The following is a 24,357-nucleotide window of genomic DNA, read 5'->3' as shown; positions in this document are numbered from 1 at the left end:
GCAGCACCCACCCACCGCGGTGGCCACGTGTCGCCGGGGCAGCACCCACCCACCGCGGTGCTAGCGTGCGGCTCATGGTGATCGACGGGGATACCACGACCGTGCACGAGCGCTCGACCTGGCGCAGCCGGTGGGGGGCGATGGGGCCAGGCCTGCTGGCGGCGTCCGCCGCGATCGGCGCCTCCCACCTCATCTCCTCCACCCAGGCGGGCGCACTCTTCGGCTGGCAGCTGGTCTGGCTGATCGTGCTGGCCAACGTGCTGAAGTACCCCTTCTTCCGGTTCGGGCCGCAGTATGCCGCCGAGACCGGCCGCAGCCTGGTCGAGGGCTACGCCAGGCGGGGCACGGCATACCTCTGGGTGTTCTTCGTGCTCGCCGCCGTGTCCTCGGTCATCTCGACCGCCGGGGTGGCGCTGCTCTGCACGGTGATCCTGGCCTACCTGCTCCCGGCGTCCTGGGGGCTCGGGGTGCCGGTGCTCGCGACCGGCCTGCTCGCCGTGACGCTGCTGCTGCTCGTCGGCGGCCACTACAAGGCCCTGGACGGCGTCACCAAGATCATCATGGCCGTGCTCGCCGTCTCCACCGTCGTCGCCGTGGCCATGGCGGCGGGCCAGGGCGCCGTGCGCCAGCCAGCCTTCGAGGACCCCTCGCCGTGGACGCTCGCGACGCTGCCCTTCCTGGTCGCGGTGATCGGCTGGATGCCGGCGCCGATCGAGATCAGCGCGCTCAACTCGCTGTGGGTCAAGGCCAAGGGCCAGGGCCGGCGGCTCGCGGTCCGCGACGTCCTCTTCGACTTCAACACCGGCTATGTCGTGTCCACCGTGCTGGCCGTCTTCTTCATCGGGCTGGGCGTGTTCGTGCAGTACGGCAGCGGCCAGGAGCTGCAGATGGCCGGCGGCGCCTACATCCCCCAGCTGATGAGCATGTACGGCGCGGCGATCGGCGAGTGGGCGGTGCCGCTGATGGCGCTGATCGCCTTCGCCTGCATGTTCGGCACGGTGATCTCCGTCGTCGACGGGTATGCGCGTGCCTGCGCCGAGTCGGTGCGGTTGCTGCGCGGGAGCCCGGAGATGAGCAGCCGCTCGAAGGACCTGTGGATCACCGGGATCTCGATCGTCGCGCTGGCGATCGTGGTGTGGATGAGCGCGTCGCTGGCCGACATGCTCCGGTTCGCGATGATCAGCGCCTTCCTCACGGCACCGGTCTTCGCCTGGCTGAACTTCTCCATCATCCGCAGCGAGCGTCAGCTGTCGAGCAGCATGCGGGTGCTGTCCTACGTCGGTCTGGTCTTCCTCGTCGGGTTCGCGCTGCTCTTCCTGGCCTCGCAGACCGGCCTGCTGGCCTGACCGTCCGGCACGCGGCGGCGCCGGTCAGTCCGCGGACAGCTGGGCGTTGACCCGGTCCACCTTGGCGGTGAGCTGACCGGTGTGCCCCGGGCGCAGGTCGGCCTTGACCACCAGCGAGACGCGCGGTGAGTGCTCGGCCACCGCGTCGCAGGCGGCCTTGATCACCGGCATGACCTCGTCCCACTCCCCCTCGATGGTGGTGAACATCGAGGTCAGCTCGTAGGGCAGCCCGGAGTCACGCACGACGCGGAGGGCGTCGGCGACGGCGGCACTCACCGAGCCGGTCTCGTCTGCGGTGGTCGGGGCGACGGAGAAGGCGAACAGCATGGACCCACGCTAACGCTGCTCCCTCGACGGCTGCTGGGTCGTCAGATAGAGTACGCTTCGTTCACTAGACGTGGAGGTGATGGACGTGAGCCAGACACCTGTCGATCGGCGCCGGGTCCTGCCGCTGGCGGAGGTCGGGGCCGACGACCTCGCGCTGGCCGGCGGCAAGGGCGCGAACCTCGGCGAGCTGATCCGCGCCGGCCTGCCGGTGCCGGGCGGGTTCGTCGTCACCACGGAGGGGTATGCCGAGGTCGCGGGGCGCGCGGACCTGCCGGTGGGTGAGGACCTCGGTGACGGCGGCGCGGTCCGGCAGCGGCTGGCGAGCGCCGACGTCCCGGACGACCTGCGCGAGGAGATCCTCAGGGCATACGCCGAGCTGGGTGAGCCGCCCGTCGCCGTCCGCTCCAGCGCCACCGCCGAGGACCTGCCGGGTGCGGCCTTCGCCGGCCAGCAGGACACCTTCCTCGACGTGTCCGGGCCGGAGCCGCTGCTGCGCGCGGTGAGCGACTGCTGGGCCTCGCTGTGGACCGAGCGCGCCATCGCCTACCGCCGCAGGCTGGGGATCCCGGCCGACGAGGTGGGCATCGCCGTGGTCGTCCAGGAGATGGTGCCGGCCGAGTTCGCCGGCGTGATGTTCACCGCGAACCCGCTCACCGGCGCGCGCGACGAGGTCGTCATCAACGCCGCCCCCGGCCTCGGTGAGGCACTCGTCTCCGGCGAGGTCACCCCGGAGAGCGTGGTCGTCTCCGGCGGTCTGGTCCGGGAGCGGACCCGCGGCGAGGCCGAGCGGACCCTGCCCGATCCCCGCCTCGTCGAGCTGGCCGCCCTGGGGCAGCAGGTCGCGGACCACTTCGGACGTCCGCAGGACATCGAGTGGGCCACCACCGGCGACGGCCCCTCGCTGCTGCAGGCACGGCCGATGACGGCGCTCCCCCCACCGCCGGTCCGCCTGTCCCGGATCCAACGGGTCACCGGCCCGCAGATCCTCGAGATGCTCCCGGCCCGGCCCTTCCCGATGGACGTGAGCGCCTGGGTCGTCCCCGGGCTGGGCCGGATGGTGCACCGCATGCTGCGCGAGATCCCGGGGCTGGAGATCTCCTTCGACGAGGTGCTGCCCGAGCAGGACGGCGTGGTCGAGCGGTTCGTGCCGCCGCACCCGCGACCCACGGCGGACCTGCTCACCGCGCCGGCCCGGAACCTGCCTCGACTGCGCCGCTACGACCCGGCACGGTGGCAGGAGGACCCGCGGTGGGTGAGGTTCGACGCCGAGGTCGCCAGGCTGGATCGGCTGGACCTGCCCGCCCTCGCCTGGGGCCGGTTGCTCACCACCCAGCGGGACGCCGTCGCGGCGGGCGACCTGGTCACCGACCTGCGGGTGGACTACCTGCCCAGGGCCGGCGCCGCCATCGCCGGCCTCCGCCTCGTCGCGCTCGCCCTCGGGAGGTGGTCGCCGCTGCTGACCCGGGGCACCCGCACCGCGACGCAGGCCTGCAACGAGGCGCTCCAGGCGCTGGCCGACCTGGCTCGCACCGACGAGGAGCTCGTCGCCGTGCTGCGGTCCGACGCCCCGCAGTCGGCGCTCACCGACGACCGCTTCGCCGCCTTCCGGACGAGCCTCGAGGCCTTCCTGGCGCGCTTCGGCCACCGCGAGTCCGAGAGCCCGCTCTACCTGTCCCTGCCGACCTGGCGGGACGCTCCCGAGACGGTGCTGGCGCTGGTGCGCGTGCTCCTGGACCAGGGCGGCCCGACGACGGACGAGGCGGGTGCGGCCGCGGCGGAGCGGCACCTGCTGTCCCACCCGCTGCTCGCCGGCCCGCTCCGGGGCCGCGTCCGCCGCCTGCTGCACGGTGCGCGGGCGGGGATCGCCCTGCGCGAGGACTCCCACTTCCAGGCCACCCGGGTGCTGCCCGTGCTGCGTGGCGTGGTCCTCGAGGTCGGCCGCCGGCTCGCCGCGGCGGGCGTGCTGCGGCAGCCGGACGACATCTGGCACCTGCGCTGGGAGGAGGTCGCCGCGCTCGGTGACCCCGCCGCCGACACTGTCTCCGGCGCGGAGGCCGAGAGGCTGCGGGCCACGGTCGCCCGCCGCCGCGCGCGCCGGGACGAGCTGGCGACGGTCCCGCTCATCGCCCCCTCGGCCTTCCGCACCGCGGGGGACACCCCGACAGGCGCGCTCGTGTCGGGCACCCCGGCCAGCAGTGGTCGCGCCACCGGCCCGGTCCGGGTGATCCGCGACCCGGGCGACTTCGGTCGGCTCCGGTCCGGGGACGTGCTCGTCTGCCCCTACACGAACCCCTCGTGGACCCCGCTCTTCCAGCGCGCGGTCGCCGTCGTCGTGGACACCGGCGGGATCGGCTCGCACGCGGCGATCGTGGCGCGGGAGTACGGCGTGCCGGCCGTCATGGGCACGGCGGTCGGCACGCGGCAGCTCATCGACGGGCAGCAGGTCACCGTCGACGGCGACGCCGGGGCCGTCACGGCGGCCCCGGCGGTCGACCCGTGAGCCCCGCGCCGGACCACCGCGCGGCGCCCCGGCGCCGGGGTGCCGCCCTGGAGGCGGCGATCCTGGAGGCGGCGCTCGCCGAGCTCGCCGAGGTGGGCTACGGCGAGCTGCGGATGGAGCGGGTCGCGCAGCGGGCGCAGGCGAGCAAGGCCTCGCTCTACCGCCGCTGGCCGGGCAAGACCCCGCTCCTCATGGACGCCGTGCAGCACGCCTTCCCCGACCTCGACTCGCCTCCCGACACCGGCACGCTGCGCACCGACCTGCTGACGCTCATGCGACGGATCGCCACCCAGCTCGCCGGGCCGGCGGGCCACGCGCTGTCGGCGGTCCTGGCCGACTCGCTGCTCGACCCGACCCGTGCCGCCCGCGTCCGCTCGCACCCAGGCGGCTCCACCATGCGGGCGATGCGGGTGCTGGTCGACCGTGCGGTCGCGCGGGGGGAGGTGGACGCGCTCCGGGTCACGGACCGCCGGGTGGAGGCGGGGCCGGCGCTGCTCCGCCACCACTTCATCACCCACGGCGCACCGATTCCCGATCACGTCGTCGTCGAGATCGTCGACGAGGTCGTGCTCCCGCTGCTGTCCGTCGCCGACGGCTGAGCGCCCCGCGTCCCCGCGGCGCAGGAGTATGCTCTCTTCCCCTCCCACTCCCGCCCCCGCGACGAGGTATGCCCTCATGCCCGCTCCCCCTGCCCCCAGCCACCCCCCGGATCCCACGGCCGAGCTCACCGCCGAGCAGGCGCACCTGGCGCGCGCCCGCACCGAGCTCACCCGGATGCGCGAGCACACGCTCTCCCTCACCGCGGACGGCGGTGACGCCATCGCCGGTGAGGCGCTGGCGCATACCCTCTGGCTGCGGGCCAAGGCGCTGCAGGACGACCCCGGCACCACGCTGTTCTTCGGGCGGATCGACCAGCGGGCGGGGACCGCGGACGCCGCCGAGCACCTCTACATCGGTCGGCGCCACGTCTCGGACGCCGAGGGCGACCCGGTCGTCATCGACTGGCGCGCGGGGGTGTCGACCCCGTTCTACCGGGCCAGCCGGACCGAGCCGATGGGGGTGCTGCGGCGTCGGCGGTTCGGGGTCGAGGCAGGCGAGATCACCGCCTTCGAGGACGAGTGGCTGGACGACCGGCCGGGGGCGGGCGGCAGCACGGACGCGAGCGACAGCGGGAGCGACCTGCTCGCGCGGGAGATCGAGCGTCCGCGGATCGGGCCGATGCGCGACATCGTCGCCACCATCCAGCCGGACCAGGACGAGATCGTCCGCGCCGACGTCAGCACCACCCTGTGCGTCCAGGGCGCGCCCGGCACCGGCAAGACGGCCGTCGGGCTGCACCGCGCCGCCTGGTTGCTGTATGCCTTCCGCCAGCGGCTCGCGCGCTCCGGCGTGCTCGTCGTCGGACCCAACCGGGCCTTCCTCGAGCACGTGGGCGCGGTGCTGCCCTCGCTCGGGGAGGTGAGCGTGCGGCATACCACCGTCGAGGAGCTGGTGGCCGACGCGACCGGCGCACGGGTGCGCTCCACGGACACGCCGGCCGTCGCGGGCCTCAAGGGGGAGGCACGGATGGCCGACGTCCTGCGCACCGCCCTCTGGGCACAGGTGGGGAGGCCGGGCGAGGCGCTGGTGGTGCCCCGCGGGGCACGCAGGTGGCGGGTGCCGGCCTACGAGGTGGAGGACATGGTGGCCGAGCTGCGCTCCCGCGGGGTGGGGTATGCCGCGGCGCGGGCGATGCTGCACCAGCGGCTCGCGCACGCGGTCATGGTGGCGATGGAGCGATCCGGGGACTCCCCCGACGACCGGGTGCAGGACGCGGTGGCGCGCTCGGCGCCGGTGCGGGCCTACGTGAAGACCCTCTGGCCCGAGGCGAGGCCGGCCGCCGTCCTCGCCCGGCTGCTCAGCACCGGAGAGCACCTGGCCGACGACCAGCGGGCGATGGTGTGGGACCGGCCGCGCAGCGCCGGCGCGGCCCGGTGGAGCGCCGCCGACCTGGTGCTGCTGGACGAGCTGACCGACCTGGTGGACCGGACCCCGAGCCTGGGCCACGTGGTGCTGGACGAGGCGCAGGACCTGTCCGCCATGCAGCTGCGCGCGGTGGGGCGGCGCGCCTCGACCGGGTCGCTCACGGTGCTGGGGGACCTGGCGCAGGGCACCACCCCGTGGTCGACGAGCTCGTGGGAGGAGTCGCTGCACCACCTCGGCAAGGATCTGGGCTCCGGCTCCACCCACCTGGAGGAGCTGGTCCGGGGGTTCCGGGTGCCGTCGTCGGTCATCGAGTTCGCCGCCCGGCTGCTGCCGTCGATGGCGCCGGACCTGGCCCCGCCGGAGTCGGTCCGCTCCAACCCGGGGCGGCTGGACCTCGTCGCCGTCGACGACGCCGTCGCGGGGGCGGTCGAGGCGACGCGGGCCGCCGCCGGGCACGAGGGGTCGGTGGGTGTGGTCGTGCCCGACGCGTGGGTGCCCCGCGTCGGCACCGCGCTGGTCGGGGCGGGCGTGGAGCACGAGGTGCTGGACGGCGAGCACACGGAGGACGACCCAGAGCTCGCGGTGCGGGTCCGCGTCTTCCTCGTCCCGGCCACCGTCGCCAAGGGCCTGGAGTTCGACCAGGTGGTCGTCGTGGAGCCCGCGGCCATCGCCGCGGCGGAGCCGGACGAGCGCACCGGGCTGCGCCGGCTCTACGTCGTGCTGACCCGCGCGGTCAGCGGCCTGACCGTCGTGCACGCCGACCCGCTGCCCGGCCCCCTCACCTCCTGACCCTGCCCCGCCCCAGCAGCCTCCCCCTCGGGACCAACGTCGGGATAGCACAAGCTCCATCGGGAAGTTCGCCGATGAAGGTTGTGCTATCCCGACCACACTCCCCGGGAGGAGGGGGCGGCTCAGTCGGGCGGGTCCTCGCCGGTCAGGCTGTCGTGAGCCACGTAGTAGGTGGGCCGCCCGAGCTGCATGGTGTAGGTCCGGCCGACGTACTCCCCCAGGATGCCCAGGCACAGCAGCTGCACCCCGCCGACCGCGGTCACGACCATGAAGGTGGACGTCCAGCCGGGGACGGTCAGGCCCACGGCATACCCCACGAGGGCGTAGACGAGCAGCCCGAGAGCCACGGCCGCGCCGATGAAGCCGAGCCAGGTCGCCAGCCGCAGCGGCGCGATGCTGGCGCCCGTGATCGAGTCGAGCGCCAGCCGGACCATCGAGGACAGCGGATACTTCGACCGCCCGGCGGCCCGCTCGTCCCGGCGGTAGGTCAGCACCCCCGACGGGAAGCCGAGCGAGGGCACGACCAGCCGCAGCACCCGGTGGTGCTCCGGCAGCGCGGTGACCGCGTCGACGGTGGCGCGCGTCATCAGCCGGAAGTCCCCCGCGTTCGCCGGCCCGTGGTCCGCACCGAGGCGGCGCATCGTGTCGTAGTAGCCGCCCGCCGTCACCCGCTTGAACCGGGTGTCGGCGGACCGGTCGTCGCGCACGGCGTAGACGACGTCCAGCGCCTCCTCCCGCGCCAGCCGGACCATGTCCGCGATGAGCTCGGGCGGGTCCTGCAGGTCGGCGTCGATCGTCACCACCAGCTCCCCGCGGGCACGCTCCAGCCCGGCCGAGATCGCCGCCTGGTGGCCGGCGTTGGCGCGCAGCCGGACGACCCGCAGCTGGGGCCAGGTATGCCGCTCGCGCGCCAGCAGCACGGGGGTCGCGTCGGTGCTGCCGTCGTCCACGACCAGCACCTCGTAGTCCAGCCCGACGCCGTCCAGCACCGCCCGCAGCCGCTGCACGAAGAGGGGCAGCACGTCCTGCTCGTCGAACATCGGCACGACCACGGTGAGCGCGGGCGCGCCAGGATGCTGCGGTGAGGTCATGGGTGCTCGTTCGTCGTGGCCGGGCGGTCCGCCGATCCTAGCCCGACCCCGTGACCGGCCCCGCCTCGCACAGCCCGGGCCGACGACATACCGTAGGGCGAGCAGACTTCCCGTCCACGAGGAGAGAGCATGCACCCCACCCACGTACCGCTGCGGATCGCCACCGGAGCCTTCATCCTCAACTCCGGCATCGGCAAGCTCAAGGCCGGCGAGGAGGAGGCCGAGCAGATGCACGGCTGGGCCTCCAGCGTCTATCCCATGTTCAAGGACATGAAGGCCGGTGACTTCACCAGGGCGCTCGCCTACGGCGAGATCGGCCTCGGCGCGATGCTGCTGCTGCCGACCGTGCCGTCCGCGGTGGCCGGCGGCGCCCTCGCGGCCTTCGGTGCCGGGCTGACCGGCCTCTACCTCAACACCCCCGGCATGACCGAGGAGGACGGCGTCCGCCCGACCGCGGAGGGCACCCCGATCGCCAAGGACATCTGGCTGGTCGGCGCCGGGCTGACGCTGGCGACCCAGTCGTTCCTGTCCGGCACCAAGCATGCGGCCAAGTCGGTGGCCGGCGGCGTGAGCAACGCCGCCGGCGCGGTGGCCGACGGCGTGACCGGCGCGGCCGGGGCCGCCGCCTCCGGCGTGACCGGAGCCGCGAGCTCGGTCGGGCACGGCCTCACCGGGGCCGTCGGCGGCGGGAAGAGCAAGGGCACCTTCTCGAGCTTCTCGCAGAGCGCCCACGACGTGCGCGAGGACCTGGCCGAGTCGCTGGCCGACCTGGCGGAGTCGCTGCTCGGCAAGCGCTGACCCCAGCACCTCCCCCGGGGCCGTCGCGCGGTGGCGCGGCGGCCCCGAGGCATGGATCCGGGGCGTGCCACGATGGCCGGGTGCAGGACTTCACGAGCAGCGAGGTGCTGGTCCCCGGTGGACGCTGGGGCTGGCTGGAACTGGTGCCTCCCCTCGTCGCGACGACGGTGGCGGTGATGCAGGCGGTCGACACGCAGGGCGACGCCGTCTGGTGGTGGATCCTCGCCGCAGCCGGTCTCGTCTACTCCGTCGCGCTGCTCACCGTGACGCTCACCCAGCTCTCACGCCGGTCCGACACCGCCGTCCGGGTGGACGGCTATGGGATGCAGCTGCCGGGGCACGGGCCGGTCCCCTGGTCCCAGGTGGAGGACGTCACCACGGCGCGCGGCGACAAGCAGGCCAAGGCCTGGTGGGTCGTGCTGCGGGACGGCACCCGGGTCCGCACCGGGTTCAGGGCGCGCGACCGGCAGCTGCGGCAGCGCTGGGAGCAGGCGCGGCGCGGGCAGGGGCAGGGCAGGTGACCCACCCCGCCGAGGCCCTGCTCGACCGCTGGCTCGAGGACGCCGCCGCGCTGGCCCCGTCGGCCGGTCGCGACCTGTGGCTGGCCGAGGGGTCGATGCTGCTGCGCGGTTGGTCCGAGCCGCACCGCCGCTACCACACCACCGAGCACCTGACCGAGGTGCTGCGCGCCCTGGACGAGCTGCAGGTGGGTGCCGAGGTGGACGAGGGCGAGGCCCTGCTCGCCCGCACCGTCGCGTGGTACCACGACCTGGGCTACGACCCCCGGGCCGCGCCGGGCAGCAACGAGCACCGCAGCGCGACGATGGCTCGCGACCACCTGCACCGGCTCGGCGTCGACGCGGCCACCGTGGACGCGGTCGAGGCCGGCGTGCTGATGACGGTCGACCACGGTCACGACGACGCCACCGGGAGCGCCGCGCTGGCGGCGATGCACGACGCCGACCTGTGGATCCTGTCCGCACCGCCGGCCCGGTATGCCGCCTACCGGCAGCAGGTGCGCGAGGAGTACTCGCACGTCCCGGACGAGGCCTTCCGCGCCGGCCGGGCGGCGGTCATGGCGCCCTTCGCGCAGCGCGAGCGCCTCTACCGCACCGAGCACGCCCAGGCCCGCTGGAGCGGGCAGGCTCGCGCCAACCTCAGGGCTGAGCTGGAGGACCTGCGTGGGGTATGACGTCGCCCTCGTCGACGAGCTGCGCGCCGCGCTCGCCGCGGCCGGCGACCCCGGGCGCGCGGCCGGGCAGCAGGCATACATGAAGTCGGCGCTGCCCTTCCACGGGATCACCTCACCCGAGCTCCGCCGCGTCGTCGACCCGCTTCTGCGCGCGCACCCGATGCCCGACCGGGCGACCTGGGAGGCCACGGTGCGGGAGCTCTGGGACGGGGTCACGCACCGGGAGCAGTGGTATGCCGCGCTCGCGCTGGCCCGGCACCGCACCGCGCGCGACTGGCAGGACCCCGGCACGCTCCCCCTCTACCGGCACCTCACCGTCACCGGCGCGTGGTGGGACGTCGTGGACGAGATCGCCTCGCGGCTCGTCGGGCCGGTGCTGCTGGGGCACCGCGCCACCGTGACGCCGGTGATGGACGACTGGTCCGTGGGCGACGACCTGTGGCTGCGGCGCGTCGCGATCCTGAGCCAGCTGCGGCACCGCGCCGACACCGACACCGACCTGCTGGGGCGCACCGTCACCGCCAACCTCGAAGGATCGCGCTTCGGCTCGGAGTTCTTCATCCGCAAGGCGGTCGGGTGGGCCCTGCGCGAGCACGCCAAGACCGACCCGGCGTGGGTCCTCGCGCTCGTGGACGCCCACCGCGACCGGCTCAGCGGGCTGAGCGTGCGCGAGGCCACCAAGCACCTGTGACCGCAGTGGCCGGTCGGTCACGACGCCGGCTGGTCCCACCACCACTGCACCAGCGGCCACCAGGGGGCGTCGCCGGCGAGCCGGCTCGCCTCGGCGAGCGTGAACCACCCGGCCTCGAGCACCTCCACCCGGTCCGGGGTGAGCGGCTGCGCCGGGTCCGCCACAGCCCCGAAGGCCTGCACGTAGTTGTCCCCGTCGTCCCAGGTGCCCCGTCCCTCCCCCGGCGCGATCGTGACCCGCTGGTAGCCCACCGGCCGCAGCAGGCCGGGCTCCAGACGCAGCCCGATCTCCTCGGCGACCTCACGCACCGCGGCGGCGCGGACCGACCCGTCGTCCACCTCCCGCTTGCCCCCCGGGGCGCCCCACCCCGCGCGCGAGGCGTTGCGGACGAGCACCATGCGGTGGCCCTCGGTCGAGCGGATGAGCACGACCGCCGCGCCGGCGCCGCGCCGCTCGTGCGGTGACCCGACGACCTCCAGCACGTGCGACCCCGGCACCGCGGCGGCCAGCCCGTCGACGGCCCGGGCCAGGGGGCGCTCGCCCCGCCGCTTCCGGAAGCGCAGGCCGCTCGCCCGCAGCCGTCGCGCCAGCTCACCCCCGCTCACCTCGAGCGCCCCCGCGGCGACGACGTCGGCATACCGCTCCTGCGGGATGTCGTAGTGGTCCCCCTCGAACGACCGCCGGGGTATGCCCACGCGCGCGGCGAAGCCGTGCAGCTCGGCCAGGGAGGTGTCGCTGGCCAGGTGGGCCCAGAGCCGTCCGTGCGCCCGCCACATGGGCGGATCGACGAGGACGGTCATGACCCGAGACCCTACCTGTGGACAACTTCTGCGCGAGGTCGGCGGATGCGCCTAGCGTCGAGGGCACGAGGTGGCCGCCCGGCCACCGGCACGAGGGAGGGCACCATGAGCAACACCTTCGCCGTCGACACCGCACGCATCGCCGCCGCCTCCGGCGACATCGAGCGGATCGCCGCGACCATCGAGGGGGAGGTCCGGTCGATGATGGCCAAGCTGAACGCGCTGCAGGACTGCTGGCGCGGCTCGGCCGCGGGCAGCTTCCACAGCGTCACCCAGGACTGGAGCGCGACCCAGGAGCGGGTGCGCACCTCGCTGCAGCAGATCTCGACCACGCTGCGCACCGCGGGCCAGGACTACGAGCTGGTCGAGCAGACCAACCGCACCCGCTTCACCCCGCAGTGACCGCTGCCGGGTCCGGGTGTCCGGGTCGAGCGACCTACCCCGAGTGACGGCCGGGGCCGCGCGCCGTCGACGGCGTCGTGGCCGCAGGGACTCCCAAACCCTGACCGTCGCGAGCTCCCCGGCACACGCCGACGGGCGGCCCCTCCGCAGTGGAGGGACCGCCCGTCGGTCGGTGGTCGCCCGCGAGCAACGCGGGCGTGCCTAGTCTCTGATCACGGGATCGATCAGAAGTCCATGCCACCCATGCCGCCGTCGCCGGCCGGCATGGCCGGAGCCTTCTCCGGCTTGTCGGCGATGACCGCCTCGGTGGTGAGGAACAGCGCGGCGATGGAGGCGGCGTTCTGCAGCGCAGAGCGGGTCACCTTCACCGGGTCGGCGACGCCGAACCCGAGCATGTCGCCGTACTCGCCGGTCGCGGCGTTCAGGCCCTCGCCCGGGGTCAGGTTGCGCACCTTCTCCGCCACGACGCCGCCCTCGAGACCCGCGTTGACCGCGATCTGCTTGAGCGGAGCCTCGATGGCCACCTTGACGATGTTGGCGCCCGTGGCCTCGTCACCCTCGACGGACAGGCCGTCGAAGGCCTTGGAGGCCTGGATGAGGGCGACGCCACCGCCGGCGACGATGCCCTCCTCGACCGCAGCCTTGGCGTTGCGGACGGCGTCCTCGATGCGGTGCTTGCGCTCCTTGAGCTCGACCTCGGTCGCCGCGCCCGCCTTGATGACGGCCACGCCGCCGGCCAGCTTGGCCAGCCGCTCCTGCAGCTTCTCGCGGTCGTAGTCGGAGTCGGAGTTGTCGATCTCGGCGCGGATCTGCGCGACCCGTCCGGCGATCTGGTCGGCGTCGCCGCCGCCCTCGACGATGGTGGTCTCGTCCTTGGTCACCACGACCTTGCGGGCGGTGCCCAGCAGGTCGAGCTCGGCGGTCTCCAGCTTGAGGCCGACCTCCTCGGAGATGACCTGGCCACCGGTGAGGATGGCGATGTCGGCCAGCATGGCCTTGCGCCGGTCACCGAAGCCCGGGGCCTTGACGGCGACGGACTTGAAGTTGCCGCGGATCTTGTTGACGACCAGGGTCGCCAGACCCTCGCCCTCGACGTCCTCGGCGATGATCATCAGCGGCTTGCCGGACTGCATGACCTTCTCCAGCAGCGGCAGCAGGTCCTTGACCGAGGAGATCTTGGAGTTGACGACCAGCACGTAGGCGTCCTCCAGGACGGCCTCCATGCGCTCGGTGTCGGTCACGAAGTAGGGGCTGATGTAGCCCTTGTCGAAGCGCATACCCTCGGTGAGCTCGAGCTCCAGGCCGAAGGTGTTGGACTCCTCGACGGTGATGACACCCTCGTTGCCGACCTTGTCCATGGCCTCGGCGATCATGCCGCCGATCTCGGTGTCGGCCGCGGAGATGCTCGCGGACTGCGCGATCTGCTCCTTGGTCTCGACCGGCTTGGCCATCGCCAGCAGGTCCTCGTTCACCGCGTTGACGGCGACCTCGATGCCCCGCTTGAGGGCCATCGGGTTGGCGCCGGCGGCGACGTTGCGCAGGCCCTCCTTCACCATGGCCTGCGCCAGCACGGTCGCGGTGGTGGTCCCATCTCCCGCGACGTCGTCGGTCTTCTTGGCGACCTCCTTGACCAGCTCGGCGCCGATCTTCTCGTAGGGGTCCTCGAGCTCGATCTCCTTGGCGATGCTCACACCGTCGTTGGTGATCGTGGGGGCGCCCCACTTCTTCTCGAGCACGACGTTGCGGCCCTTGGGGCCGAGGGTCACCTTCACGGCGTCGGCAAGGGTGTTCATACCCTTCTCGAGCCCGCGGCGAGCCTCCTCGTCGAAAGCAATGGTCTTGGCCATCTGAGTTGCTTCCTCCACGTGTGGATGGACGGGTGACCGGGTGCCGCCCGCGACGGACGAGCCAGGAGCGCGGGGCTCATGTCTCCCCGTCTCCCGACCCTCGACAGGCCGGTCGGATTATCACTCTCGTGGTGAGAGTGCTAGGTCCATGATGAGCACTCGAGGGCCCAGAGTGCAAATGACACGGCCGGTATGCCCGGCGCCGGCTCAGTGGCGCAGCTCGAGGGCCCGCACCGCAGCCAACCTCAGGGTGTCCTCGGTCAGCCCGAGACCGCGCCCCGCGTTGGCGAGGGAGTCCACCCCGGCGAGCCCGGTGCCGAGCACCTCGGAGAAGCGCTCGGCCATCGAGGCCAGCTGCTCGGCCTGCGCCTCGACGAAGGAACGGTCCACCACCTGGCCGTGTCCGGGCACCCAGGTGTCGGACGCCCCGGAGGAGTCACGACCCAGCAGCGAGCGCAGGGTCGGCGCCCACTCCAGCGGGAAGGCGTCCTCCATCGCCGGGTCGGCGCCCTCCTCGACCAGGTCCCCGGTGAAGACGACGGCGGCGTCCGGCACCGCGACGGCGAGGTCGTGGTCGGTGTGCCCGCGCCCGGCATACTGCAGCTCGACGGTGCGACCCCCCAGGTCGAGCACGGTGTCCTCCTCCACAAGGTAGAACGGGAGCACGATCTCGGTCTCGCGGACCTGCTCGGCGAGCTGCTCGCGGTCGGTCGCCCGCAGGTGGTCAACCACCTGCTGCCGCTGGTGCTCGCCGGTGCGGCGCAGCCCGTCGGCCGCGCCGGAGTGGGCATAGATCTGGGAGTCGCGGAAGGCGGCGTTGCCGAAGCAGTGGTCGTAGTGCGCGTGCGTGTTGACGACGACCAGCTCGGTGTCGGTGAGCTGTCGCACCGCGTCCAGCAGCTCGTCCCCCTGGGCGTGGAAGCTCCGGGTGTCGATGACCAGGGACCGCTCCTCCCCCACGACCAGGCCGCAGTTGAGCTTGAGCTCCTCGTGCCGACGGACGTGGACCCCGGGAGCCACTTCGCGCCAGGTCGCCTCACTCATCGGGGACCAGTCTAGGGGGCGCCGGGGTGTGCCCGGTCGGGCTTCGCCCGGCACGTCGGTTCAGCAGGCGCGACGGGCGCAGGGTTGTCAGGGTGGGCCTGGTCAGCGTCGACACGACCCAGCCCAGGAGGGGCAGCATGACCTTCCCGACCCGGATCCTGCTCGCAGCAGACGGCTCGCCCAGCGCCGCCCGCGCCCGTGAGCGCGTCATCGACCTGGTCGCGCACACCGAGGCCGAGGTGCACGTGGTCCACGTCGCGCTCGTCTCGGCGTGGACCCACCCGGCCCCGCTCAGTCCGGCCCTGCGCGCCCGCGTCGAGAGCGAGGCGCGGCCGGTGCTGGCCGACACCGTCGCCCAGCTGGAGGGAGCGCACGTGCCCGTCTCCGGCAGCCATCTGCGCACCGGTCGCGCCACCGACGAGATCCTCCGGCTGCGGGACGAGATCGACGCCGACCTCATCGTCATCGGCAGCCGCGGTCAGAACGCCTTCGTCCGCGTCCTGCTCGGCAACGACGCCGAGGGCATCGTCCGGCACGCACCGTGCGCGGTGCTGGTCGTCCGCACCGAGGAGGAGACGCGATGAGCGCCGACGTGATGCTCCCGCTCGCCGACGCCGGGCAGGGTATGCCGGACTTCACCGTCCGCGCGCTCGACCTGTCGGTCATCATCGGCTACCTCGTCCTGAGCCGGATCATCCCGCTCGTGGTGGGTGCCCGGATGCAGAGGAAGGCCCACGCCGAGGCGGAGTCGAGCGGCCGGGAGAGCGACGCCTCGGAGGACTACTTCCTGGGCGGCCGCAACTTCATCTGGCCCTTCGTCGGCCTCTCCCTCGTGGCGACCAACATGTCCGGCGCCACCTTCGTCGGTCTGGCCGGCGGCGCCTACGAGCAGGGCATCTCGATCTTCGCCTACGAGTGGATGTCGGCGGTGATCCTCGTCGTCTTCATCTTCTTCATCCTGCCGTTCTACCTCCGGTCCAAGGTGTTCACCCTCCCGGAGTTCCTCGAGCAGCGCTACGACCGGCGGGCACGCATGGCCTTCGCCGGGTTCAACCTCTTCGCCAACATGTTCATCGACATGGCGGCGGCGCTCTTCGCCGGCGCGGTCGTCGTCAAGGTGCTCTACCCGGACATCCCGATGATCGTCTCGGTGGCGGTGCTCGCGGTCCTGGCCGCGATCTACACCGTCATCGGTGGCCTCGGCGCGGTCATGGTGAGCGACTCGATCCAGGCGACGATCACCCTGATCGGCGGGGTGATCGTCCTCATCGCGACGTTCAACGCCATCGAGTCGTGGGACTCGATGGCGCAGGCCGCGGGCGAGGAGAAGATGAGCCTCATCCTGCCCGCGGACCACGCCGACCTGCCCTGGCCGGGCCTGATCACCGGCGTGCTCGTCGTGGGCCTGTACTACTGGACCACCAACCAGCTCGTGGTCCAGCGCACCCTCGGGGCCAAGTCGCTCGACCACGGCCGCTGGGGCTCGCTGCTGGCGGGCTTCATCAAGCTGGCCTTCCTCTTCCTGTTCATCTTCCCCGGGGTGATGGCGATCTCCCTCTACCCCGAGCTGGACAACCCGGACACCGTCTTCCCGACCCTGGTCTTCGACCTGCTGCCCGTCGGTCTGCGCGGACTCATCCTGGCGGCGGTGATCGCCGCGATCACCTCGACCGTGGACTCGATCCTCAACTCCGCATCGACGATCGTGACGATGGACTTCGTGAAGACCTTGCGGCCGGACACCTCGCAGCGCGGCCTGGTCTTCACCGGCCGGGTGGCCACGGTCGTCGCGCTCGTCGTCGCCATCCTGTGGGCGCCGTTCATCGCCCAGTTCGACACGTTGTACAACTACCTGCAGTCCGTGCTGTCCTTCCTGGTGCCCCCCGTCGTCGCGGTCTTCCTCGTCGGCATCGCCTCGAAGCGGATCAGCGCGACCGCCGCCTTCCTCACCCTGGTGATCATGCAGCCCCTCGGCCTGGTGGCCTTCATCCTCACCCAGGTGCTGCCGGAGGAGCCCTCCATCCAGTTCCTCTACGCCGCCGGCATCAGCACCGCGACGTCGGTGCTGCTGCTCGTGGTGATCAGCCTGCTGGGTCCGTCGCCGGACGAGTCCAAGACGGCCGAGCTCACCTGGAAGACGGACTACTGGACCGAGGAGTCCGCGGCGCTGCAGGGCACCGCGGTGTGGGCGAACTACCGGGTGCTCTCGGTGGTGCTGCTCGTGACGACGGCGGTGATCGTCGTCATCTGGGCCTAGCTCAGGCCGGTGATCGTGCCGTCCTCGGCGATGTCCATGCCGAGCGCGGCCGGCACCTTGGGCAGGCCGGGCATCCGCATGATGTCGCCGGTCAGCGCGACGACGAAGCCCGCCCCGGCGTTGACGACGAGCTCCCGGACGGTGATGGTGAAGCCGCGGGGCGCCCCCAGCAGGGACGGGTCGTCGGAGAAGGAGTACTGCGTCTTGGCCATGCACACCGGCAGCTCGCCGTAGCCCTCGTCGGTGAGCTGGGCGAGCTGCGCGCGAGCCGCGGGCGCGAAGTCGACGCCGTCGGCACGGTATACCTCGGTCGCGATCGTCTCGATCTTGTCCTGGATGCTCGTGTCCGGGCGGTAGAGGGGTGCGTAGTCGCTGCCCCGCTCGCACAGCTCGACGACCGCGCGGGCGAGCTCCTCGCCGCCCTCGCCGCCGCGGGTGAAGACCTCGGAGAGCGCCACGTCCACCCCGAGCTCGGCGCAGCGCTCCCGCACGAGCTGCAGCTCATGCGCGGTGTCGCTCGGGAAGCGGTTGAGCGCCACGACGACGGGGACGCCGAACTTCGCGAGGTTCTCCAGGTGCTGCTCCAGGTTGGCCAGCCCGGTGCGCAGCGCCTCGACGTCCTCGGTGCCCAGCTCCGACTTCTGCGCGCCGCCGTTGAGCTTGAGCGCGCGGACCGTCGCGACGATCACCGCCGCGTCAGGGCGCAGCCCGCCGGCCGGGCAGACGATGTCGAAGAACTTCTCCGCCCCCAGGTCGGCGCCGAAGCCGGCCTCGGTGACGACGTAGTCGGCCAGCTTGAGGGCGGTGCGGGTGGCGAGCACGGAGTTGTTGCCGTGCGCGATGTTGGCGAACGGCCCGCCGTGGATGATCGCCGGGGTGTTCTCCAGCGTCTGGACCAGGTTGGGCTTGACGGCGTCCTTCATCAGCATCGCCATCGCGCCGGCGGCCTCGAGCTGGCCCGCGGTCACCGGCTGCTTGTCGTGCGTGTAGCCCACGACGATCCGACCGAAGCGCTCCTTCAGGTCCTCCAGGCCGGTCGCCAGGCACAGCGCCGCCATGATCTCGCTGGCGACGGTGATCTCGAAGCCGGACTCGCGGACCACCCCGTCGCCCTTCTTGCCCATGCCGACGACGATGTTGCGCAGGGCCCGGTCGTTCATGTCGAGCACCCGCTTCCAGGTGACCCGCTTGGCGTCGATGCCCAACGGGTTGCCCTGGTGCAGCGAGTTGTCGAGGAGCGCGGCGAGCAGGTTGTGCGCCGAGGTGATGGCGTGGAAGTCACCGGTGAAGTGCAGGTTGATGTCGTCCATCGGCACCACCTGGGCGTAGCCCCCGCCGGCGGCGCCACCCTTCATCCCGAAGCACGGCCCGAGCGAGGGCTCCCGCAGCGTCGTGATGGCCTGGGCACCGATCCGGTTCAGCGCCATGGACAGGCCGACGTTGGTCGTGGTCTTGCCCTCCCCGGCCGCGGTCGGGTTGATGGCGGTGACGAGGACGAGCTTGCCGTCCGGGCGGTCCGCGAGCCGGTCCAGGACGTCGAGGGAGATCTTCGCCTTGTCGTGGCCGTAGGGCTCGTACTCCTGCTCGGTGAGCCCGAGCCGCTGCGCGACCTCGGAGATCCGCTCCAGCGTGGCCCCCTGCGCGATCTGAACGTCGGTCAACATCCCTGCCTGCCTCCTTGCAGCCGATGATCGTCAGCACAAACTACAAGGCCCACCGCCCCGGTGGGCAGTGGGCCTGGCGTGTGTCTCGGCTCAGCTCTCGATCCCGAGGCGCCGCATCGAGCGCGCCCGCTGCCGGCGCGAGCGGTCACGACGAAGTCGCTTGATGAGCAGCGGCTTGTAGGCGAGCGCCGCCTCGTTGTCGATGAGCTGGTTGAGGAGCTGGTAGTACCGGGTCGAGCTGAGGTCGAAGAGGTCCTTGATGCCCTGCTCCTTGGAGCCGGCGTAGGTCCAGTGCCGGTTCTCGAAGTCGAGGATCTCCTGGTCCCGCTCGGACAACCCGGCGGGTGGGTCGACCTGCTGCACATGGCTGGCAGCGCCCATGGATGAAGTCCTCTCGTCGCGCACGCTCGATCTGGCCGGTCCGTCCCCAGTCTAGGGCACGCGACTTACACCCGTGTCATTTGCTCCGGGCGCGTCCACCCGCGCCCCTCCTCCCACCGAGCGTCGCGAATGGTTGGCCACAAGGCCACCGAGCGTCGCGCATGGTTGGCCACGAGGCCACCGGGCGTCGCGAGTGGTTGGCCACGAGGCCACCGGGCGTCGCGCATGGTTGCGAGCCAACCACGGGCGACGCCCAGTGCCCCGGAGGGCAACCACGGGCGACGCGCGGTGGGCGACGGCATACCCTGGGCGGGTGACCCCGACCCCGCTGCGCGAGCTGGTGCATCCCACCTGGGCCGAGGCTCTCGCCCCCGCGGAGGAGACGGTCGCCGAACTGGGCGAGTTCCTCCGCGGCGAGGTGGCCTCCGGGCGCGGCTACCTGCCTGGCGGACCGCACGTGCTCCGCGTCTTCACCCGTCCGCTGGACGCCGTGCGCGTGCTCGTCGTGGGGCAGGACCCGTATCCCACGCCCGGGCACGCGGTCGGCCTCAGCTTCTCCGTCGCGCCGGACGTCTCGCCCATCCCCCGCAGCCTGCAGAACATCTTTACCGAGCTGGTCGACGACCTGGGCGTGCCGCGACCCAGGAACGGCGACCTGTCTCCCTGGGCCGACGCCGGGGTGATGCTGCTCAACCGCGTCCTCACCGTCCGCCCCGGCACACCGGCCAGCCACCGCGGCAAGGGGTGGGAGCAGGTCACCGACCTGGCGATCGACGCCCTCGTCCGGCGAGGCGGGCCCCTGGTCGCGATCCTCTGGGGCCGGGACGCCCGCAACCTCGCGCCGCGGCTCGGCGACGTCCCGCGGGTGGAGAGCGCCCACCCCTCCCCGCTGTCCGCCCGCAACGGCTTCTTCGGCAGCCGCCCGTTCAGCCGGGCGGACGAGCTGCTGCGCCAGCAGGGTGGCGAGCCGATCGACTGGAGGCTGCCGTGACCGAGGGGACCTCGGCCCCGCACGAGCACCCGCTGCGCCTGGTGCACGGCGACGTCGGGCCGACCGTGCACGGGGGCGCGGGCAGCATCCGACCGGTGGCCCGGGCCTGGACCCGCTACGTCGCCGTCGGCGACTCCTTCACCGAGGGCATGAGCGACCCCGACCCGCACACCCCCGGCGCCTACGTCGGCTGGGCCGACCGGCTCGCGGCGCTGCTCTCGACGCACGCCGAGGACTTCTCCTACGCCAACCTCGCGGTGCGGGGCCGCAAGCTGGCCGACGTCGCCGGGCCGCAGCTGGACGCGGCGCTGGCCCTGCAGCCGGACCTGGTGAGCATCGTCGGCGGGGGCAACGACATCCTGCGCCCGAAGGCCGACATCGACGCCCTCGCCGCCCAGCTGGACGCGGCGGTGGCCAGGATCCGCGCCACCGGCGCCGACGTGCTCATGGCCACACCCACCGACCCGACCGGCGCACCCATCATCGGCCGCACGCGGGGGCGCGCAGCGGCATACATCGCGCACATCTGGTCGATCGCCCAGCGGCACGGGTGCTACGTCCTGAACCAGTGGGCGTGCGACTTCCTCAAGGACTGGCGCATGTGGGCGCAGGACCGGATCCACATGACGCCCGAGGGGCACCGGCGGATCGCGCTGACCGCCTACGTCGCGCTCGGGCACACCGCGGACGAGGCGGACTGGCGGGTGCCGCTGCCGCCGCAGGCGCCGGCCGGCACGGTCGAGACGATGCGCGGTCACGCGCGCTGGGCGAGGGAGTATGCCGGGCCCTGGGTGCACCGGCGGCTCACCGGCCGCTCCTCGGGCGACCACGTGGTAGCCAAGCGGCCCGAGCTCGGCCCCGTCCGGGAGTGACCACGGGATAGCACAACCTTCATCGGTGAACTTCCCGATGAGGGTTGTGCTATCCCGACGTTGGTCTGCGGGCGGCGGTGGGCTTGCTGGGGCGCATCTGCGCGTCTAGAGTCCTGTTCATGACGCAGATGCGAGTCTCGGAGGCGTCCCAGCTGCTCGGCGTCTCCACCGACACCGTCCGCCGAGCGATCGAGGCCGGGCGGCTGCCGAGCCGCAAGGACCCGCACGGACGGATCGTCGTCGAGGGGTCCGACGTCGCCGCGCTCGCCCAGGAGCAGGCGCACCCGGCCGAGGTCGGAGCGGTGGGCGCCTCCTCTCCGCGCAACCAGCTGCGCGGCGTGGTGACCCGCATCGTCAGCGACGCCGTGATGTCCCAGGTGGACATCCAGGCCGGGCCGTTCCGGCTGGTCTCGCTGCTGTCGACCGAGGCGGTCCGGGAGATGGGCCTGGAGGTCGGCTCGGTGGCGATCGCGTCGGTCAAGGCCACCAACGTCAGCGTCGGGGTGCCGGCGTGAGGGCAGCGCGGCGAGCCGCCGCTCTCGGCGCCGCCGCCCTGCTGCTTCTCGGCGCCTGCGCCGCCGGCCAGGACAGCTCCGGCGCCCCGGCCGAGGCCCTCACCCTGACGGTCGTGGCGGCCGCCTCCCTCACCGACGTCTTCGAGCCGATCGCCGACGGCTTCGAGGGGGACCACCCCGGGGTGACCGTCGAGATGAGCTTCGCGGCCAGCTCCACCGTGGTGCAGCAGGTCAACCAGGGCGCCGGTGCCGACGTCCTGGCACTCGCCGGCGAAGGCTCGCTGGAGCCGCTCGCGGACGAGCACCGGCACGGCGAGGTCACCCTCTTCGCCACCAACCAGCTCGAGATCGCCGTGCCGGTCGACAACCCGGGAGGCGTCAGCGGGCTCGACGACCTCTCCGACCCCGGTCTGACCGTCGTGGCGTGCGCCGAGCAGGTGCCGTGCGGCAGCGCCGCCGCGGAGCTCTTCGCGCAGGAGGGTCTGACACCGCAGATCGCCTCCTACGAGCCCGACGTGCGCGCCACCCTGACCAAGGTCGAGCTGGGGGAGGTCGACGCAGGGCTCGTCTACCGCACCGACGTGGCTGCCGCCCCTGACCGGGTGGCCGGTGTGCCGATCCCCGCCGAGCGCAACGTCGTCAACCGCTACCCGGCTCTCGCCGTCTCCGACCAGGAGCTGGCCCAGGACTTCGTCGACCACCTCGTCTCAGAGGCGGCCCAGACGATCCTCACCGACGCCGGTTTCGGTGCAGCCCCCGCAGCGTCGTGAGGCAGACCTCCCGGGCGGCACCGCACCGAGCGGCATCCCGAGCTGCCGGCAGCGTGGCCCCCAGCTCCTCCTGGTCGCTCCGGGTCGCCGCCGGCATCGGTCTGACCTTCATCCTGCTCCCGCTCGCGGCGCTGCTGCTCCGCGTCGACTGGCCGGACCTGGGCACGCACCTGGCCGCGCCGGTGGTGGGCCAGTCGCTCCGCCTGTCAGCCGTCACCACCAGCGCGACGATGGTGCTCGTCTGGCTGCTCGGCACACCGCTGGCCTGGCAGCTCGCGCGGTCCGACCACCGGCTGACCGCCTGGGCGCGCGCCCTCGTCACCGTGCCGCTCGTGCTCCCGCCGGTGGTGGGCGGCGTGGCGCTGCTCATGGCCTGGGGCCGCCGTGGCGTGCTCGGCGGGCCGCTGGAGGCGTGGTTCGGCATCACCGTGCCGTTCACGACGGTCGCGGTCGTCATGGCCGAGCTCTTCGTCGCCCTGCCGTTCTACGTCGTCGCGGTCGAGGGGTCGATGCGCGGCCTGGACCGGCGCTACGACCAGGTGGCGGCCACGCTCGGGGCCGGTCCGCTGCGCACCTTCTTCACCGTGGTGGTCCCCATGGTCCTCCCGGGGATCGCCGCTGGCTCGGCGTTGGCCTGGGCCCGGGCGCTCGGCGAGTTCGGCGCTACCATCACCTTCGCCGGGAGCTTCCCCGGCCGCACCCAGACCGCTCCGCTGGGGGTCTACGCCGCCCTGGAGCAGGATCCGCAGGCCGCGATCGCCCTCTCGGTGGTGATGCTCGCGGTGAGCGTCGTGGTGCTCGGCGTCCTGCGCACACGGTGGCTCCGGTGACGCCGGTGCACCCGCCCCGGTCGTCCTTCGCACCGGCCCTCGACGCGCACCTCGTCGTGGACCGGGGCGACTTCGTGCTGGACGTCGAGCTGCAGACCCCGCTCGGCGTGACCGCGCTGCTGGGCCCGAACGGCTCGGGCAAGACCACGGCGCTCACCGCCCTGGCCGGGCTCACGCCGCTCACCCGCGGTCACGTCGACCGTGGCCCGGCACGCTGGTCCGGCGACGGGGTGCACCTGGCCCCGGAGCGCCGCGGGGTCGGCCTGGTGCTGGCGGAGCCGATGCTCTTCCCGCACCTCACCCTGCTCGACAACGTGGCCTTCGGCCCCCGCTCCAGGGGTATGCCGCGCGCCGCCGCCCGGGATCGCGCCCGGGAGGAGCTGGCGCGGGTCGGCCTGGAGCAGCTCGCCCGGCGGCGTCCGGGAGAGGTCTCCAGCGGCCAGGCGCAACGGGCCGCGCTGGCCCGGGCGCTGGCCACCGACCCCGAGCTGTTGCTCCTGGACGAGCCGCTCTCCGCCCTCGACCCCGACACCCGCACCCGGACCCGGGCCGATCTGGCGCGGCGGCTGCGCGACTACCCCGGCGTCACGGTGCTGACCTCGCACGACCCGCTCGACGCGCTCACCCTGGCGGACCAGCTGGTCTTCCTCGAGGCCGGGAGGGTCACCCAGACCGGCACCCCGGCCGACGTGGTCGCGCGGCCGCGCACGGCATACGTCGCCTCGCTCGTCGGCCTCAACCTGCTCTCCGGGACCCTGGTGCGCGAACGGTGTGTCACATCCGTCGCCGGGACGACGGATGTGACACACCGTTCGCGCACCAGCGTGGACGAGGGCTGGACGGTGCGCCTCGCCGGCTCCTCGCTCGTGCTCGCCGAACCCCCTGCCGGCGCCGGCCCGGGTGAGCAGGTGTGGGCGACGGTGAACCCCGAGGCGGTGGCGCTGTTCACCGCACGTCCCACGACCTCGGCGCGCAACCTGTGGCAGCTGCGTGTCGACTCCGTCACCGTCACCGGTCAACGGGCGCGTGTCCACCTCGGTGGCGGGGTGGACCTGGTCGCCGAGGTGACTCTCGGCGCCGTCGCGGCCCTCGGGATCACCCGGGGCCAGCAGCTCTGGGCGGCGGTCAAGGCCACCGAGATCCACACCTACCCCGCCTGACCCTCCCTCCACCTCGGCCGACCGCGCGCCGTATGCGCACAGCGCGCACAGCGTGCGGTCGGTCGACGCGAACCGCGCGGTCGGTCGACGCGAACCGCGCGGTCGGTCGCAGCAAACCGTGCGGC

The 24,357-nt window shown here is 73.0% G+C and carries 24 protein-coding genes; 17 read left to right on the top strand and 7 right to left on the bottom strand.

What is annotated here, in order from left to right; all coding sequences use genetic code 11:
• The first annotated feature begins 74 nt into the window (after positions 1-74).
• On the top strand, positions 75-1,346 hold the full coding sequence (locus tag FXF60_RS13680; RefSeq protein WP_151526532.1) for an NRAMP family divalent metal transporter: 1,272 nt from the start codon (positions 75-77) through the stop codon (positions 1,344-1,346).
• A gap of 24 nt (positions 1,347-1,370) precedes the next feature.
• On the opposite strand, the gene FXF60_RS13675 is transcribed toward FXF60_RS13680, so the two are convergent.
• Positions 1,371-1,673, bottom strand: a complete 303-nt coding sequence (locus FXF60_RS13675; RefSeq protein WP_151526531.1) for an MTH1187 family thiamine-binding protein — start codon at positions 1,671-1,673, stop codon at positions 1,371-1,373.
• 85 nt (positions 1,674-1,758) lie between these two features.
• On the opposite strand from FXF60_RS13675, the gene FXF60_RS13670 reads away from it, so the two are divergent.
• From FXF60_RS13670 to FXF60_RS13660, 3 genes are all read left to right on the top strand, one after another.
• Positions 1,759-4,173, top strand: coding sequence for a PEP/pyruvate-binding domain-containing protein (locus FXF60_RS13670; RefSeq protein WP_202879642.1), 2,415 nt, complete (start codon positions 1,759-1,761; stop codon positions 4,171-4,173).
• A complete protein-coding gene (locus tag FXF60_RS13665; protein ID WP_151526530.1) occupies positions 4,170-4,772 on the top strand; it encodes a TetR/AcrR family transcriptional regulator in 603 nt (200 codons plus the stop codon). The genes FXF60_RS13670 and FXF60_RS13665 overlap by 4 nt, the downstream gene beginning before the upstream one ends.
• Positions 4,773-4,848: 76 nt before the next feature.
• Positions 4,849-6,927: a HelD family protein gene (locus tag FXF60_RS13660; RefSeq protein ID WP_151526529.1), complete on the top strand. Its 2,079-nt coding sequence runs from the start codon at positions 4,849-4,851 to the stop codon at positions 6,925-6,927.
• 122 nt (positions 6,928-7,049) lie between these two features.
• Here the strand turns inward: FXF60_RS13660 and FXF60_RS13655 are convergent, their stop codons facing one another.
• Positions 7,050-8,018, bottom strand: coding sequence for a glycosyltransferase family 2 protein (locus FXF60_RS13655; RefSeq protein ID WP_151526528.1), 969 nt, complete (start codon positions 8,016-8,018; stop codon positions 7,050-7,052).
• Between the two features lie 129 nt (positions 8,019-8,147).
• Between FXF60_RS13655 and FXF60_RS16690 the strand changes: the two genes are divergently transcribed.
• From FXF60_RS16690 to FXF60_RS13640, 4 genes are all read left to right on the top strand, one after another.
• Complete coding sequence (locus tag FXF60_RS16690; RefSeq protein WP_202879641.1) at positions 8,148-8,816, top strand: hypothetical protein; 669 nt, start codon at positions 8,148-8,150, stop codon at positions 8,814-8,816.
• Positions 8,817-8,896: 80 nt separating this feature from the next.
• Entirely contained in the window at positions 8,897-9,337 is a 441-nt protein-coding gene (locus tag FXF60_RS13645) for a hypothetical protein (RefSeq protein ID WP_151526527.1), read from the top strand.
• Positions 9,334-10,008, top strand: a complete 675-nt coding sequence (locus tag FXF60_RS16870; protein ID WP_238335863.1) for an HD domain-containing protein — start codon at positions 9,334-9,336, stop codon at positions 10,006-10,008. Before FXF60_RS13645 ends, FXF60_RS16870 begins: the two co-directional genes overlap by 4 nt.
• Positions 9,998-10,699: a DNA alkylation repair protein gene (locus FXF60_RS13640; RefSeq protein ID WP_238335862.1), complete on the top strand. Its 702-nt coding sequence runs from the start codon at positions 9,998-10,000 to the stop codon at positions 10,697-10,699. Before FXF60_RS16870 ends, FXF60_RS13640 begins: the two co-directional genes overlap by 11 nt.
• A 17-nt stretch (positions 10,700-10,716) precedes the next feature.
• Here the strand turns inward: FXF60_RS13640 and FXF60_RS13635 are convergent, their stop codons facing one another.
• Complete coding sequence (locus tag FXF60_RS13635; protein WP_151526525.1) at positions 10,717-11,499, bottom strand: DUF4031 domain-containing protein; 783 nt, start codon at positions 11,497-11,499, stop codon at positions 10,717-10,719.
• 105 nt (positions 11,500-11,604) lie between these two features.
• On the opposite strand from FXF60_RS13635, the gene FXF60_RS13630 reads away from it, so the two are divergent.
• Positions 11,605-11,901, top strand: coding sequence for a WXG100 family type VII secretion target (locus tag FXF60_RS13630; RefSeq protein ID WP_151526524.1), 297 nt, complete (start codon positions 11,605-11,607; stop codon positions 11,899-11,901).
• A gap of 224 nt (positions 11,902-12,125) precedes the next feature.
• On the opposite strand, the gene groL is transcribed toward FXF60_RS13630, so the two are convergent.
• Positions 12,126-13,748, bottom strand: coding sequence for a chaperonin GroEL (gene groL, locus FXF60_RS13625; protein WP_151526523.1), 1,623 nt, complete (start codon positions 13,746-13,748; stop codon positions 12,126-12,128).
• A 207-nt stretch (positions 13,749-13,955) separates the two neighbouring features.
• Complete coding sequence (locus tag FXF60_RS13620; protein ID WP_151526522.1) at positions 13,956-14,792, bottom strand: MBL fold metallo-hydrolase; 837 nt, start codon at positions 14,790-14,792, stop codon at positions 13,956-13,958.
• A gap of 137 nt (positions 14,793-14,929) precedes the next feature.
• Here FXF60_RS13620 and FXF60_RS13615 point away from each other — a divergent pair, with 137 nt between their 5' ends.
• Entirely contained in the window at positions 14,930-15,376 is a 447-nt protein-coding gene (locus FXF60_RS13615; protein ID WP_151526521.1) for a universal stress protein, read from the top strand.
• Entirely contained in the window at positions 15,373-17,049 is a 1,677-nt protein-coding gene (locus FXF60_RS13610; RefSeq protein WP_151526520.1) for a sodium:solute symporter family transporter, read from the top strand. Before FXF60_RS13615 ends, FXF60_RS13610 begins: the two co-directional genes overlap by 4 nt.
• On the opposite strand, the gene FXF60_RS13605 is transcribed toward FXF60_RS13610, so the two are convergent.
• Positions 17,046-18,713, bottom strand: a complete 1,668-nt coding sequence (locus FXF60_RS13605) for a formate--tetrahydrofolate ligase (RefSeq protein ID WP_151526519.1) — start codon at positions 18,711-18,713, stop codon at positions 17,046-17,048. The two genes, FXF60_RS13610 and FXF60_RS13605, sit on opposite strands and share 4 nt — an antisense overlap.
• 90 nt (positions 18,714-18,803) lie before the next feature.
• Positions 18,804-19,094, bottom strand: coding sequence for a DUF3263 domain-containing protein (locus tag FXF60_RS13600; protein WP_151526518.1), 291 nt, complete (start codon positions 19,092-19,094; stop codon positions 18,804-18,806).
• A 313-nt stretch (positions 19,095-19,407) separates the two neighbouring features.
• Between FXF60_RS13600 and FXF60_RS13595 the strand changes: the two genes are divergently transcribed.
• The 6 genes from FXF60_RS13595 (at position 19,408) to FXF60_RS13570 (ending at position 24,232) form a co-directional block, all read left to right on the top strand.
• On the top strand, positions 19,408-20,085 hold the full coding sequence (locus FXF60_RS13595) for a uracil-DNA glycosylase (RefSeq protein WP_151526517.1): 678 nt from the start codon (positions 19,408-19,410) through the stop codon (positions 20,083-20,085).
• On the top strand, positions 20,082-20,957 hold the full coding sequence (locus FXF60_RS13590; RefSeq protein ID WP_437440872.1) for an SGNH/GDSL hydrolase family protein: 876 nt from the start codon (positions 20,082-20,084) through the stop codon (positions 20,955-20,957). The genes FXF60_RS13595 and FXF60_RS13590 overlap by 4 nt, the downstream gene beginning before the upstream one ends.
• Before the next feature lie 119 nt (positions 20,958-21,076).
• Positions 21,077-21,472: a TOBE domain-containing protein gene (locus FXF60_RS13585; RefSeq protein WP_151526516.1), complete on the top strand. Its 396-nt coding sequence runs from the start codon at positions 21,077-21,079 to the stop codon at positions 21,470-21,472.
• Positions 21,469-22,242: a molybdate ABC transporter substrate-binding protein gene (gene modA, locus FXF60_RS13580; RefSeq protein WP_151526515.1), complete on the top strand. Its 774-nt coding sequence runs from the start codon at positions 21,469-21,471 to the stop codon at positions 22,240-22,242. Before FXF60_RS13585 ends, modA begins: the two co-directional genes overlap by 4 nt.
• A 53-nt stretch (positions 22,243-22,295) precedes the next feature.
• On the top strand, positions 22,296-23,072 hold the full coding sequence (locus tag FXF60_RS13575) for an ABC transporter permease (protein WP_192796748.1): 777 nt from the start codon (positions 22,296-22,298) through the stop codon (positions 23,070-23,072).
• On the top strand, positions 23,069-24,232 hold the full coding sequence (locus FXF60_RS13570) for an ABC transporter ATP-binding protein (protein WP_238335861.1): 1,164 nt from the start codon (positions 23,069-23,071) through the stop codon (positions 24,230-24,232). The genes FXF60_RS13575 and FXF60_RS13570 overlap by 4 nt, the downstream gene beginning before the upstream one ends.
• The last annotated feature ends 125 nt before the right edge of the window (positions 24,233-24,357 follow it).

Origin of the sequence: Serinicoccus kebangsaanensis (assembly GCF_008919445.1) — a bacterium.
Classification (GTDB): Bacteria; Actinomycetota; Actinomycetes; order Actinomycetales; family Dermatophilaceae; genus Ornithinicoccus; species Ornithinicoccus kebangsaanensis.
Note: the sequence above shows the minus strand (reverse complement) of the source record. Positions and strands in the feature narration are given on the sequence as shown.

What these genes read in the sequence shown, in the direction of transcription:
- FXF60_RS13680 (WP_151526532.1), top strand. Translation starts at nt 75, where the DNA reads ATGGTGATCGACGGGGATACCACGACCGTGCACGAGCGCTCGACCTGG.
- FXF60_RS13675 (WP_151526531.1), bottom strand. Translation starts at nt 1,673, where the DNA reads ATGCTGTTCGCCTTCTCCGTCGCCCCGACCACCGCAGACGAGACCGGC.
- FXF60_RS13660 (WP_151526529.1), top strand. Translation starts at nt 4,849, where the DNA reads ATGCCCGCTCCCCCTGCCCCCAGCCACCCCCCGGATCCCACGGCCGAG.
- FXF60_RS13655 (WP_151526528.1), bottom strand. Translation starts at nt 8,018, where the DNA reads ATGACCTCACCGCAGCATCCTGGCGCGCCCGCGCTCACCGTGGTCGTG.
- FXF60_RS16690 (WP_202879641.1), top strand. Translation starts at nt 8,148, where the DNA reads ATGCACCCCACCCACGTACCGCTGCGGATCGCCACCGGAGCCTTCATC.
- FXF60_RS13635 (WP_151526525.1), bottom strand. Translation starts at nt 11,499, where the DNA reads ATGACCGTCCTCGTCGATCCGCCCATGTGGCGGGCGCACGGACGGCTC.
- FXF60_RS13630 (WP_151526524.1), top strand. Translation starts at nt 11,605, where the DNA reads ATGAGCAACACCTTCGCCGTCGACACCGCACGCATCGCCGCCGCCTCC.
- groL (WP_151526523.1), bottom strand. Translation starts at nt 13,748, where the DNA reads ATGGCCAAGACCATTGCTTTCGACGAGGAGGCTCGCCGCGGGCTCGAG.
- FXF60_RS13620 (WP_151526522.1), bottom strand. Translation starts at nt 14,792, where the DNA reads ATGAGTGAGGCGACCTGGCGCGAAGTGGCTCCCGGGGTCCACGTCCGT.
- FXF60_RS13615 (WP_151526521.1), top strand. Translation starts at nt 14,930, where the DNA reads ATGACCTTCCCGACCCGGATCCTGCTCGCAGCAGACGGCTCGCCCAGC.
- FXF60_RS13610 (WP_151526520.1), top strand. Translation starts at nt 15,373, where the DNA reads ATGAGCGCCGACGTGATGCTCCCGCTCGCCGACGCCGGGCAGGGTATG.
- FXF60_RS13605 (WP_151526519.1), bottom strand. Translation starts at nt 18,713, where the DNA reads ATGTTGACCGACGTTCAGATCGCGCAGGGGGCCACGCTGGAGCGGATC.
- FXF60_RS13600 (WP_151526518.1), bottom strand. Translation starts at nt 19,094, where the DNA reads ATGGGCGCTGCCAGCCATGTGCAGCAGGTCGACCCACCCGCCGGGTTG.
- FXF60_RS13585 (WP_151526516.1), top strand. Translation starts at nt 21,077, where the DNA reads ATGACGCAGATGCGAGTCTCGGAGGCGTCCCAGCTGCTCGGCGTCTCC.